Source organism: Paracoccus xiamenensis, assembly GCF_011308835.1.
Lineage (GTDB): Bacteria > Pseudomonadota > Alphaproteobacteria > Rhodobacterales > Rhodobacteraceae > Paracoccus > Paracoccus xiamenensis.
This window is the reverse complement of record NZ_JAAOHY010000001.1, coordinates 1,254,111-1,265,112: the sequence shown is the minus strand read 5'-3', so window position 1 is coordinate 1,265,112 and position 11,002 is coordinate 1,254,111. Positions and strand designations below refer to the sequence as shown.

General features: G+C 64.3%; 12 protein-coding genes. 6 read left to right on the top strand and 6 right to left on the bottom strand.

The window, feature by feature from the left end:
- Positions 1–18 precede the first annotated feature (18 nt).
- From G7044_RS06225 to G7044_RS06210, 4 genes are all read left to right on the top strand, one after another.
- Positions 19–918, top strand: coding sequence for a LysR family transcriptional regulator (locus G7044_RS06225; RefSeq protein ID WP_166326998.1), 900 nt, complete (start codon positions 19–21; stop codon positions 916–918).
- A gap of 87 nt (positions 919–1,005) precedes the next feature.
- The gene (locus tag G7044_RS06220) at positions 1,006–2,964 is read left to right on the top strand and encodes a heme lyase CcmF/NrfE family subunit (RefSeq protein WP_166326996.1); all 1,959 of its coding nucleotides are present in this window, start codon (positions 1,006–1,008) and stop codon (positions 2,962–2,964) included.
- On the top strand, positions 2,961–3,419 hold the full coding sequence (locus G7044_RS06215; protein ID WP_166326994.1) for a cytochrome c-type biogenesis protein: 459 nt from the start codon (positions 2,961–2,963) through the stop codon (positions 3,417–3,419). Before G7044_RS06220 ends, G7044_RS06215 begins: the two co-directional genes overlap by 4 nt.
- Before the next feature lie 102 nt (positions 3,420–3,521).
- Complete coding sequence (locus tag G7044_RS06210; protein ID WP_166326992.1) at positions 3,522–4,292, top strand: enoyl-CoA hydratase-related protein; 771 nt, start codon at positions 3,522–3,524, stop codon at positions 4,290–4,292.
- Between the two features lie 42 nt (positions 4,293–4,334).
- Here G7044_RS06210 and G7044_RS06205 read toward each other — a convergent pair whose 3' ends face one another.
- Genes G7044_RS06205 through G7044_RS06180 form a run of 6 tightly spaced genes read right to left on the bottom strand, consistent with a single transcriptional unit; the run spans position 4,335 to position 9,517 of the window.
- Positions 4,335–4,964 (bottom strand): nicotinate-nucleotide adenylyltransferase, encoded by a 630-nt coding sequence (locus G7044_RS06205; RefSeq protein ID WP_166326990.1) that lies wholly within the window; start codon positions 4,962–4,964, stop codon positions 4,335–4,337.
- Positions 4,965–5,015: 51 nt separating this feature from the next.
- Positions 5,016–5,717, bottom strand: coding sequence for an ABC transporter ATP-binding protein (locus G7044_RS06200; RefSeq protein ID WP_166326988.1), 702 nt, complete (start codon positions 5,715–5,717; stop codon positions 5,016–5,018).
- Positions 5,710–6,501, bottom strand: a complete 792-nt coding sequence (locus G7044_RS06195) for an ABC transporter ATP-binding protein (RefSeq protein WP_166326986.1) — start codon at positions 6,499–6,501, stop codon at positions 5,710–5,712. Before G7044_RS06195 ends, G7044_RS06200 begins: the two co-directional genes overlap by 8 nt.
- Positions 6,498–7,454, bottom strand: a complete 957-nt coding sequence (locus tag G7044_RS06190) for a branched-chain amino acid ABC transporter permease (protein ID WP_166326984.1) — start codon at positions 7,452–7,454, stop codon at positions 6,498–6,500. Before G7044_RS06190 ends, G7044_RS06195 begins: the two co-directional genes overlap by 4 nt.
- The gene (locus G7044_RS06185; protein WP_166326982.1) at positions 7,454–8,326 is read right to left on the bottom strand and encodes a branched-chain amino acid ABC transporter permease; all 873 of its coding nucleotides are present in this window, start codon (positions 8,324–8,326) and stop codon (positions 7,454–7,456) included. Before G7044_RS06185 ends, G7044_RS06190 begins: the two co-directional genes overlap by 1 nt.
- 54 nt (positions 8,327–8,380) lie before the next feature.
- Positions 8,381–9,517 (bottom strand): ABC transporter substrate-binding protein, encoded by a 1,137-nt coding sequence (locus G7044_RS06180; RefSeq protein ID WP_166326980.1) that lies wholly within the window; start codon positions 9,515–9,517, stop codon positions 8,381–8,383.
- Between the two features lie 231 nt (positions 9,518–9,748).
- Here G7044_RS06180 and paaG point away from each other — a divergent pair, with 231 nt between their 5' ends.
- Both paaG and paaI read left to right on the top strand, forming a co-directional pair.
- Positions 9,749–10,543: a 2-(1,2-epoxy-1,2-dihydrophenyl)acetyl-CoA isomerase PaaG gene (gene paaG / locus G7044_RS06175; protein ID WP_166326978.1), complete on the top strand. Its 795-nt coding sequence runs from the start codon at positions 9,749–9,751 to the stop codon at positions 10,541–10,543.
- 14 nt (positions 10,544–10,557) lie between these two features.
- Positions 10,558–10,983, top strand: a complete 426-nt coding sequence (gene paaI, locus G7044_RS06170; RefSeq protein ID WP_166327443.1) for a hydroxyphenylacetyl-CoA thioesterase PaaI — start codon at positions 10,558–10,560, stop codon at positions 10,981–10,983.
- The last annotated feature ends 19 nt before the right edge of the window (positions 10,984–11,002 follow it).

The following is an 11,002-nucleotide window of genomic DNA, read 5'->3' as shown; positions in this document are numbered from 1 at the left end:
ACGACAGAAAGTCATAACATGGATTGGGACAAGCTGCGCATCTTTCATGCGGTCGCCGACGCGGGCAGTTTGACCCACGCGGGCGATTCGCTGCGGCTTTCGCAATCGGCGGTCAGCCGGCAGATCCGCGGGCTGGAAGATCAGCTGGGCGTTCCGCTGTTCCACCGCCACGCGCGCGGGTTGATCCTGACCGAGCAGGGCGAGCTGCTGTTCGACGCCACCGCCGAAATGGCCCGCAAGCTGGATATGGCCGAAGCCTATATCCGCGACACCGAAGAACATGTCATGGGCGAGCTGAAGGTGACCACCGCGACCGGCTTCGGGACGCTGTGGCTGGTGCCGCGCCTGAATAAACTTTACGCGATGTATCCCGACCTGAAGGTCAATCTGATCCTCGAAGAAAGAGTCATGGACCTGCCCATGCGCGAGGCCGATGTGGCTATCCGCATGAAGGAACCCAGCCAGTCCGACCTGATCCGCCGCCGGCTGCTGAACATCCGCATGCGGCTTTACGCCACCCGCAGCTATCTGACCGATGCGGGCCGCCCGACCTCGCTGCCGGATCTTTCGCGCCACCGGGTGATCTGCCAGGACCCGGCCATGCCGCAAGTGTCTGCTGGCAAGTTGCTGGTCCAGCAACTGCTGGAACAGAGCCCGCGATCCCTGCTGATGGTGAACAACTATTTCGGCGTCTTGCAGGCGGTGCTGAATAATGTCGGCATTGGTGTGCTGCCCGATTACCTGACCTCGGATTTTCCCGAACTGGTTCGCGTCTTTGACGATGTCGAATCTGCCGAGGTGCCGGTTTTCCTGGCCTTCCCCGAGGAATTGCGCGGGTCGCGCAGGGTCATTGCCTTCCGCGATTTCGTCGTCGACGAGATCCAAGCCTATCGCAAATCGCAGCAACCGACCTCGTAACAGCTGCGTCACATGGCCGCGAAGAAGTCCGTCACGCTGGCCTCGAAGGCGGGACGGCGCTAGATTGGCCTGATAATGGAGGCCACCATGATCGCCGAACTTGGGCATTTCGCCCTTATCCTCGCCTTTGCGGTGTCACTGTTTCAGTGCAGCGTCCCCCTTTACGGCGCCTATCGCGGCTGGCCGGCATGGATGGAGGCCGCGCGCCCGGCGGCCGTCGCCCAGCTGGGGCTGGTCGGCATCGCATTCGCCGCGTTGACGGTGGCCTTTGTCACCTCGGACTTCTCGGTCGTGCTGGTTTACGAGAATTCGCATTCCGCCAAGCCGATGATCTACAAGATCTCGGGCGTTTGGGGGAACCACGAAGGCTCGATGCTGCTATGGGTGCTGATCCTGGCGCTGTTCGGGGCGGCGGCTGCCACTTTTGGTGCCGATCTGCCGCCCAGTCTGCGCGCGCGGGTGCTGGCGGTGCAGGCCGCCATCGGCGCGGCATTCTATGCCTTCATTATCTTCACCTCGAATCCGTTCATGCGCTTTGATTTCCCGCCTTTCGACGGGCGCGATCTGAATCCGCTGTTGCAGGATCCCGGCCTGGCCTTCCATCCGCCGTTTCTCTATCTCGGCTATGTCGGCCTCAGCATGGCATTTTCCTTCGCCGTGGCGGCGCTGCTGGAGGGCCGAGTTGACGCCGCATGGGCGCGCTGGGTCCGGCCGTGGACCCTGGCGGCGTGGATGTTCCTGACCATCGGAATCGCGCTCGGGTCGTGGTGGGCGTATTATGAACTCGGTTGGGGCGGCTTCTGGTTCTGGGATCCGGTCGAGAATGCCAGCTTCATGCCCTGGCTGCTGGCGGCTGCACTGCTGCATTCGGCCATCGTTGTCGAAAAGCGCGAGGTTCTGAAAAGCTGGACGATCCTGCTGGCGATCATGGCCTTCGGTTTTTCGTTGATCGGCACGTTCATCGTGCGCTCTGGCGTCATCACCTCGGTCCACAGCTTTGCCTCGGATCCGTCGCGTGGCGTGTTCATCCTTGGCATTCTGGCGGTCTTCGTGGGCGGGGCGCTGACACTGTTTGCGGGTCGCGCCGGATCCATGCAGGCGAAGGGCGTCTTCTCGCCCATCTCGCGCGAGGGCGCGCTGGTAGTGAACAATATCCTGCTGGCGGTCGCGGCCTTCGTCGTTTTCATCGGCACGGTCTGGCCGCTGATTGCGGAAATGGCCTTTGACCGTAAGCTGTCGGTGGGCACGCCCTTCTTCGAAAAAGCCTTTACCCCCTTCATGGTGGCGTTGGCGCTGATCCTGCCGATCGGGGCGATCATCCCGTGGAAGCGCGGCCAGATTGCGCGCGCCCTGCGCCCGCTGCGCGGCGCCCTCGCTCTGAGCTTCGCGGTCATGGCACTGGTCTTTGCCGTCTCGACCGGGCGTTCGGCGCTGGCGGTGATCGGGGCCGGCCTGGGCTCATGGCTGGTCTTCGGCGCCATTGCAGAGCTGTGGTTTCGTACCGGCTCGGCCGGGTTCTCGCGCCTGGCCCGGCTGCCGCGCGCCGATTGGGGCAAGGCCTTCGCCCATGCCGGGCTTGGCGTCACCTTCATCGGCATCAGCCTGCTGATGGCCTGGCAGGTCGAGGATATCCGCACCGCCCGCGTCGGTGAGCCGTTCGATGTCGCCGGCTATCAGATCACGCTGGACGCGGTCGAGGAGGTGCCGGGCCCGAACTATGTCTCGACCATGGCGTCGATGACCGTGGCGCGCGACGGCCGTACGGTGGCGGTGTTGCAGCCCGAAAAGCGGGTCTATCCGGTGCAGGCCATGCCCACGACCGAGGCCGCAATCGACAACGGCTTCTTTCGCGACATCTATCTGGTGATCGGCGATCCGCAACAGAACGGGGGCTGGGCCGTCCGCAGCTATATCAAGCCCTTCGCAAACTGGATCTGGCTGGGCTGTATGATGATGGCCCTTGGCGGCTGCATCAGCCTTTCGGATCGCCGCTATCGCGTGGCCGCGGGTGCCCGCCGCCGCGCAGTCGGGGTGCCTGCCGAATGAAACGCCTGCTGCTGATCCTGATTCTCGCGGCGACGCCGCTTCTTGCCGTCCAGCCAGATGAGATCCTGTCCGATCCTGCGCTGGAGGCACGGGCGCGCGAGATCTCGAAAGAGCTGCGCTGCCCGGTCTGCCAGGGCGAAACCATCGACGAATCCAATGCGCCGATCAGCCGCGATCTGCGGCTTTACGTCCGCGAACGTCTGGTCGCGGGCGACAGCGACGCGCAGGTTCTGGATGCCGTGACCGACCGTTTCGGTGAATTCGTCCTGTTCGAACCGCGCGCGACTGGCGGCAACCTCGTGCTTTATCTTGCCGGGCCGGTGGTGGCGCTGCTGGCGGCGCTGCTGGGGTGGCGCTTCCTGCTCAGTCGACGACCTGCCAATGCAGCCACCGAACCCGAGGCGCCCTTGTCGCCCGAGGAACAGGCGCGCCTGAACGAGATCATGCGCCGCTAGACCGGCGGGGAATGACGTAACATTCCGTTGCAACTGACGTGACGGCGGGGCTTTTCGCCGCGCCGCCGCCGGGCCATTCTTCTGCCCAAGCAGGAGGATATCATGGCATACGAGACCATCAGTTTTTCAACCCGCGACGGCATCGCCACGCTGATGCTGAACCGCCCGCAGGTGATGAACGCGCTGAACACCCAGATGCGCGCTGAGATTACCGAGGCGCTGAACACGCTGCCCGACGATGTCCGCTGTGTGGTGATGACGGGCGCGGGCGCGGCCTTCTGTTCGGGACAGGATCTTTCGGATGCAGCCGCAGCGGCCGATATCGAAGGCACTCTGCGCCGCGAATACGAACCGATGCTGCAGGCGGTCATCAATTGCCGCGCGCCGGTGATTTGCGCCGTCAACGGCGCGGCAGCCGGGGCAGGGGCCAATCTGGCGCTGGCGGCGGATGTGGTGATCGCGATTGAAAGCGCCTATTTCTCGCAGGCCTTTACCAAGATCGGCCTGATCCCGGATGCCGGCGGGACCTGGATCCTGCCGCGCCTTGTCGGCAATGCCCGCGCTATGGGCATGATGCTGTTCTCCGACAAGATCCCGGCTGCGCAGGCGGCGGATTGGGGGATGATCTGGCAATCGGTGCCAGAGGCCGATTTCGTCGCGGAGGTGCAGGAGCGGGCGCGCTATCTCGCCGCCGGCACGACCGGCGCCTATCTGAAGCTGCGCCGTGCGGTACGCGAATCCGGCGCGAATGATTTCGCGACGCAGCTGGAATTGGAAGCCCAGCTACAAGGCGAGGCAGGACGCAGCGCCGATTTCCGCGAAGGCGTCACTGCGTTCCTGCAAAAGCGCGCGCCGAACTTCACCGGTCGCTAAGCGGCCCGGCAGGCGGTGCACCCTTGCCGCCTGCATCTGCCATCAGGGCCGGGGCTTTGCCTTGGAAGCGGCAGCCTTTGCCCGCCGGGCCGCGCGGATGGCGGTCGAGGATGCATTCGACAGCGGCATATCCACCATGACCCATGCAGGCGGCGGAGTGCTGCCCAGCAGTTGCGCATGGCTGTCCGGCACCCGGTCCGCCGCCATGATCCGCGCTGCCTTGGACAACCGCGCCTGCAGCCGCGAACCCGGACGCGCCAGCACACCGATCGGCACCCGGTCCGCGATCTCGCGCCAGCGGTCCCAGCGCGGGAACTGCACCAGATTGTCCGATCCCATCAGCCAGGTGAACCGCACCTTGGGGTAAAGTCGCTGCAATTCCGCGATGGTGTCGACCGTCTTTGTCGTGCCCAGCATCGCCTCGATACCGGTAACGCTGACCCTTGGGTCGTCCATGATCCGCCGGGCAAAGGCGATGCGCTCGGCCAGCGGGGCGGGGCCATGTGCCTTCAGCGGGTTGCCGGGCGTGACCAGCCACCAGACCCTGTCCAGCCCGAAACGCTTCAACGCTTCCTCGGTCAGGCGCACATGGCCCTCATGCGCGGGATCGAACGACCCGCCAAGAAGCCCCACCCGCTGACCTGCGGTCGCAATCGGAAAACCCTGTCTCATCCTGCTGCTCTAGGCGGCGGCAGGGCCATGCTCAAGCCCCGAACGCGCGCCTTAAATCCCCAGATAGGCCTCGCGGATGCGCGGATCGGCGATCAGCATGTCGGCGGGGCCGTCCATGGTGATCTGGCCGGTTTCCATAACATAGCCCCGATCGGCGATCTTCAGCGCCCCGAAGGCGTTCTGTTCGACCAGCAGCACGGTCACGTTCAACGCCTTCAGACCCGAGACCACATCGAAGATCTGCTGCACCAGAATCGGCGCCAGACCCATCGAGGGTTCGTCCAGCAGCAGGCAATTGGGCCGGCCCATCAACGCGCGTGCGATGGCCAGCATCTGCTGTTGCCCACCCGACAGCCCGCCCGCAGCCAGATTGCGCTTTTCGCGCAGGATCGGGAACATCTGAAATGCGTCTTCCATGTCGCGATCCACGCGGTCATCGGTAAACAGGAATGCGCCCAGACGCAGGTTTTCCTCGACCGTCAGATTGGTGAAGATCTGCCGGCCCTCGGGCGATTGGGTGATGCCGCGGCGGATGCGGCGATAAGCGGGGACGGTAGTGATGGTCTCGCCCCGGAACACGACCTCGCCACCCGAAACGGGCTGCGTGCCCGAGATGCAGCGCAGCAGCGTCGTCTTGCCGGCACCATTCGCGCCGACGACGGTGACGATCTCGCCAGACTGGACGTTCAGGGCGATGCCGTGCAGCACCTCGATGCGGCCGTAACGGGAGCGCAGGTCGCGGATCTCAAGCATGGGCGGCACCTGCGTCTGCACCGGCTTCCGCGCGCAGATAGGCGGCGATGACGGCGGGGTTCTGGCTGACGGTGGCGGGGTCGCCCTCGGCGATCTTTTCGCCGTGGTCCAGCACAACGATATGGTTCGAGATCCGCATCACCATCTTCATGTCATGTTCCACCAGCAGGATCCCCACACCGCTTTTGGCGACCTCGGCGATCATATGGTCGATCTCCTCGGTCTCGACGGCGTTGCAGCCGGCGGCGGGCTCGTCCAGCAGCAGCACCTTGGGGTTCAGCGCAAGTGCGCGGGCAATCTCCAGCCGCTTCAGCTTGCCATAGGACAGGTTCCCGGCCTCGGTTTCCGCGGCGCGATCGAGGCCTACCCGGGCCAGCAGTTCCATCGCGCCGTCCTTTGCTGTCCGGGCGCGGGCGCGCGAGGCGGGCAGGCTGAACAGGTCGGCCATAAAACTGCCCGTTTCCTGCAGGTGATAGCCGGCGATGGCGTTTTCCAGCACGGTCATGTTCTGGAAGATCTGCAGGTTCTGAAACGTCCGCGACATGCCGCGCCGGGCCAGCAGATCCGGGCGCATGGCGGTGACGTCCTGGCCATCCAGAATGACCTTGCCCGCGCCGGGGTGGTAGATCCCGGAAATCATGTTGAACAGCGTGGTCTTGCCCGCGCCATTCGGGCCGATCACCGACAGGATCTCGCCGGGTTGCAGCGAGAAACCGACATCATGGACCGCCCGCAGACCGCCGAAGGTGATGCCCAGACCGTCGACTGACAGAAGCGTGCTCATTCGTCCTTCCCCCGGATCAGGCGCAGGACCGAGGGCAGCAGCCCGTCGCGCATGAAGATCATGACCAGCATCATGATGAGGCCCAGCAGCAGCTGTTCATATTCGGCGAACATGGTCAGCACCTGCGGCAGCAATGTCAGGATGCCAGCGCCGAAGATCGCGCCCAGAACCGAGCCGGCGCCGCCCAGAACCGTCATCGTCACCCATTCGATCGAATGCATGTAGCCCGCGATGTCCGGCGTCACGAATTGGTTCTGCAGCGCCACCAGCGACCCCGCGGCCGAGGCATAAACGGCCGAGATCACGAAGGCCTGCAGCTTGTAGCGGGCCACATCGACGCCGACGGTGCGGGCGGCGATTTCGGAACCGTGCAGCGCGCGCAGCGCCCGGCCGGTGGGACTGACGTACAGGTTCAACGCCAGCCACGCCCCGATCATCAGCACGACGCCGCAGAACCAGTACCAGAATTCCGAATTCTTCAGATTGATGCCAATGGCCTTGGCTGCGTCTCGCAACCCGGAATCTGGGACCTGCGTGCCATCCGGGCCGCCGGTCAGCCATGCCTCGTTGGTCAGGGCCATATAGACGAGGATGCCAAAACCCAGCGTCGCCACCCCAAGGTAATAGCCTTTCAGCCGCAGGATCGGGCGCCCGACCAGAAAGGCCAGCAGGGCCGAGATGATCGCCCCCAGCACCGCCGCAAGCAGCACGGGGATACCCCAATGGACCGGCATCAGCGCGCAGCTATAGGCGCCGATGCCTGCGAAGCCGGCGTGACCAAGGCTGATCTGGCCGGCGTAGCCGATCAGGATCACCATCCCGGTGACCGCCAGCCCGTTGATGAAGATCAGTGAGCCCACGCGGTAATAGAAGCTGGAAGGGAAGAAGATCGGCGTCAGCGCGATCAGCGCCGCCAGCACCAGCAGCGTAGCGGATTTATTGCTCAGCCGCATTACACGCGCTCCGTCTGTTTGATGCCGAACAGGCCCTGCGGCATGATGAACAGCACCAGCAGGATGATGACGAAGGCCGCCGCATCCTTGTATTGCGAGCTGAGATAGCCCGCCGTCAGCGCCTCCAGCACGCCCAGCAACAGACCGCCCACCAGCGCCCCCTTGGGGTTGCCCATCCCGCCCAGCATGGCGGCGGCGAACCCCTTAAGTGCCAGCGCGATGCCGACATCATAGGAGGTATTGGTGATTGGCGTGATCAGCACGCCCGCAAGCGCGCCGATGGCAGCCGAAAGCGCGAAGGACAGCGTCATCACCCAATTGGTGTTAATGCCCACCAACTGCGCGGCCAGCCGGTTGTTGGATGTCGCCAGCACCGCCTTGCCGGTCAGGGTCTTGGTGAAGAACAGGTAAAGCGCGACAAAGACGGTCAGACCGCCGGCGATGACCCAAAGCGATTGCGGCAGGATGGTTGCCCCGCCAATGCGGAACGGCGTGTCGCCCGAGAATGAAGGGAAGCGATGGATCTGCTTGCCGAACAGCACCTGTGCGACCCCTCGCAGAAAGATCGAGGCGCCGATGGTGATGATGATCAGCGACACGACGGGCGCCCCGCGCGCAGGCTCGATCGCTAGCTTGTTCAGTGCCACGCCGACGCCCGCCGTAGCCACGATTGCGATCAGCGCCGCCAGGGGCAGCGGCAGGCCCGCCGCATAGGCGAAGACGGTCATCATCCCGCCCAGCATGACGAACTCGCCCTGGGCAAAGTTCACCACGTCGGAAGCGTTGTAAATGATGGTGAAGCCAAGCGCGACAAGCGCATAGACCGCGCCCACCGTCAGCCCCGAAAACAGGAATTGCAGCAGTTCCGACATGGCCCCCTCGCATGTGAAAGGGGCGCGGGGGTGGCCCGCGCCCGGATCGGTCAGTTATTCAACGATGGTCCATTCGCCGTTCTTGATTTCCAGCATCTCGAACGCGTCCAGCGTCAGGCCCAGATGGTCCTCGGGCGAGTAATTGACCTCGCCCGCAGTACCCATGAAGCCGGCCGTCTGTTCGATAGCGTCGCGGATGGCGGCGGGCTCGGTGCTGCCGGCCTTCTCGATCGCGGCCTTCAGGATATACAGCGCGTCATAGGCATGCCCGCCAAAGGTCGAGACATCCTCGCCGGTTTCTGCCTCATAAGCGTCGCGGTAGCCTTGAACGACCGGCTTCTGCGCATCGCCATCGGGCAGCTGATCGGCGACCAGCAGGGCGGCGGCGGGCAGGCGGACGCCTTCGGCGGCCTCGGTCCCGGCCAGTTCGATGAACTGCTTGGACGCAACGCCATGCGACTGATACAGCGGCGCGTCAATGGCCAGCTGGGTGTGGTTGCGTGTCACCACCGCAGGCCCCTGACCCATGCCGGAATTCAGGATCGCCTGCGCGCCCGAGCCTTTGATATTGGTCAGCTGCGGCGTCATGTCGGCGTCCTGCGGGCCGTAAACCTCATCGGCGACGATTTCCACGCCCGAGGCTTCGGCCACGCCCTTGCACTGCGCCTGCATCGACTTGCCGAAGCCGTCCGAGCCGGAAATCATCCCCACCTTGGTGAAGCCCTGCGAAACCATGTCGGCAAAGATCTTTTCGCAGGCCATGCGGTCGGTATGCGGGGTCTTGAAGACCCAGGGGTTCACCGGCTCGACGATCTCGACTGCGCCGGCCAGGCTGATGAAGGGAATCTCGGCATCCTCGAAGACCGGGATCATGGCCATGGTCGGGCCGGTGGTGGTGCCGCCAATGACTGCGACCACTTCGTCATCCTCGACCAGGCGGGTGGCGAAGGTCCGGGCCTTGTTGGCGTCGCCGCCGTCATCATAGATGATCAGGTTGATCTGTTCACCATTGATGCCGCCGGCGGCGTTGATCTTGTCGACCTCCATGCGCAGGGTCTTGGCTTCGGGGTCGCCCAGAAAGGCGGCCGGTCCGGTTTCGGCCAGCGAGGCGCCGATATTGATATCGGCCATGGCCGGGACGGCGAAGGCCGAGATCGCGGCGGCGGTGGTCGTCAGGTTGCGGAATGTCATTCAGCGTTCCTCCCAGTTGCTGAACTGCGCCGGCTCTGCGGCATTTATTCTTGCGATTCGGGGCAGGTCGCCAAGGTCAGACTTGCGCCTTTGGTCTTGCTTGCACGGCAGCGCGCAAGATTCGGCAAGCTGGTCTCCTCCCATCCTCGCAAAGATAATTGACTGACCGGTCGGTTTATGCAACATCTTTTTTGCCTGCGGGGAGAAACGCGAGCGGGCGGAGGAACAAGCATGAATGACGCATCGACCGTCCTGACCACGTTTGACCGTGGCGTCCTGCAATTGACGCTGAACCGGCCCGACAAGCTGAACAGCTTCACGCCCGAGATGCATCTGGCCTTGCGCGCGGGGCTTGAGCGCGCGCATGAGGATCCCGAGGTTCGCGCCGTGCTGCTGACCGGGGCCGGTCGCGGCTTTTGCGCCGGGCAGGATCTGGGCGACCGCGATCCGCGCAAGGGCGGGCCTGCACCCGATCTGGGGGCAACGCTGGACAGCTATTACAACCCGAACCTGCGGATGATTCGCGGTCTGGAAAAGCCGGTGATCTGCGCCGTGAACGGGGTCGCCGCCGGGGCAGGGGCGAATATCGCATTGGCCTGTGACATCGTGCTGGCGGCGAAATCGGCGCGCTTCATTCAGGCGTTTTCAAAGATCGGGCTGATCCCCGATGCCGGCGGGTCGTGGTCCTTGCCCCGCATGATCGGCGAGCCGCGCGCCAAGGCGCTGACCCTGCTGGCCGAACCCTTGGGCGCCGAACAGGCCGCCGAGTGGGGGCTGATCTGGAAGGCCGTCGATGACGACGCCCTGATGGACGAGGCGATGGCGATCGCCCTGAAGCTGGCGGCGGGACCGACGGTCGGGTTGGGCCTGACCAAGCAGTTGATCCAAGGGGCGGCCACGCGCGGGCTCGATGCTCAACTTGACGCCGAACGCGACGCGCAGCGTCAGGCCGGGCGCACTGCCGATTACGCCGAGGGCGTCACCGCATTCCTTGAAAAACGCAGCGCGGAGTTCAAAGGCAGATGAAGCGCGCCTCTGAAATGACCCCGCAGGAAATCGCCCAAGGCTCTGCCGATGCCATGTGGTCGACCGACCGCGCCAGCCAGCGGCTTGGCATGAAGATCGAACATATCGCGCCGGGTGAGGCGACCTTGTCCATGGAAGTGACCGAGGCGATGACCAACGGTCACGAAAACGCCCATGGCGGCTATATCTTCACCCTCGCTGACAGTGCCTTCGCCTTTGCATGCAACACCTATAACGCCGTGACCGTTGGTCAGCAGGCAAGCATCAACTATGTCGCCCCCGGCCGGTTGGGCGACGTGCTGACCGCGACCGCGCGCGAGGCTTCGCGCAACGGGCGCAGCGGTGTCTATGACGTGCATATCACCAATCAGGACGGGCGTCCGGTCGCGCATTTCCGCGGCCTCTCACGCGCCATCAAGGGCAGTTATCTGCCTGAATGACCCTCGGAGGAGCGAAAAC

What these genes read in the sequence shown, in the direction of transcription:
- G7044_RS06225 (WP_166326998.1), top strand. Translation starts at nt 19, where the DNA reads ATGGATTGGGACAAGCTGCGCATCTTTCATGCGGTCGCCGACGCGGGC.
- G7044_RS06220 (WP_166326996.1), top strand. Translation starts at nt 1,006, where the DNA reads ATGATCGCCGAACTTGGGCATTTCGCCCTTATCCTCGCCTTTGCGGTG.
- G7044_RS06215 (WP_166326994.1), top strand. Translation starts at nt 2,961, where the DNA reads ATGAAACGCCTGCTGCTGATCCTGATTCTCGCGGCGACGCCGCTTCTT.
- G7044_RS06210 (WP_166326992.1), top strand. Translation starts at nt 3,522, where the DNA reads ATGGCATACGAGACCATCAGTTTTTCAACCCGCGACGGCATCGCCACG.
- G7044_RS06205 (WP_166326990.1), bottom strand. Translation starts at nt 4,964, where the DNA reads ATGAGACAGGGTTTTCCGATTGCGACCGCAGGTCAGCGGGTGGGGCTT.
- G7044_RS06200 (WP_166326988.1), bottom strand. Translation starts at nt 5,717, where the DNA reads ATGCTTGAGATCCGCGACCTGCGCTCCCGTTACGGCCGCATCGAGGTG.
- G7044_RS06195 (WP_166326986.1), bottom strand. Translation starts at nt 6,501, where the DNA reads ATGAGCACGCTTCTGTCAGTCGACGGTCTGGGCATCACCTTCGGCGGT.
- G7044_RS06190 (WP_166326984.1), bottom strand. Translation starts at nt 7,454, where the DNA reads ATGCGGCTGAGCAATAAATCCGCTACGCTGCTGGTGCTGGCGGCGCTG.
- G7044_RS06185 (WP_166326982.1), bottom strand. Translation starts at nt 8,326, where the DNA reads ATGTCGGAACTGCTGCAATTCCTGTTTTCGGGGCTGACGGTGGGCGCG.
- G7044_RS06180 (WP_166326980.1), bottom strand. Translation starts at nt 9,517, where the DNA reads ATGACATTCCGCAACCTGACGACCACCGCCGCCGCGATCTCGGCCTTC.
- paaG (WP_166326978.1), top strand. Translation starts at nt 9,749, where the DNA reads ATGAATGACGCATCGACCGTCCTGACCACGTTTGACCGTGGCGTCCTG.
- paaI (WP_166327443.1), top strand. Translation starts at nt 10,558, where the DNA reads ATGACCCCGCAGGAAATCGCCCAAGGCTCTGCCGATGCCATGTGGTCG.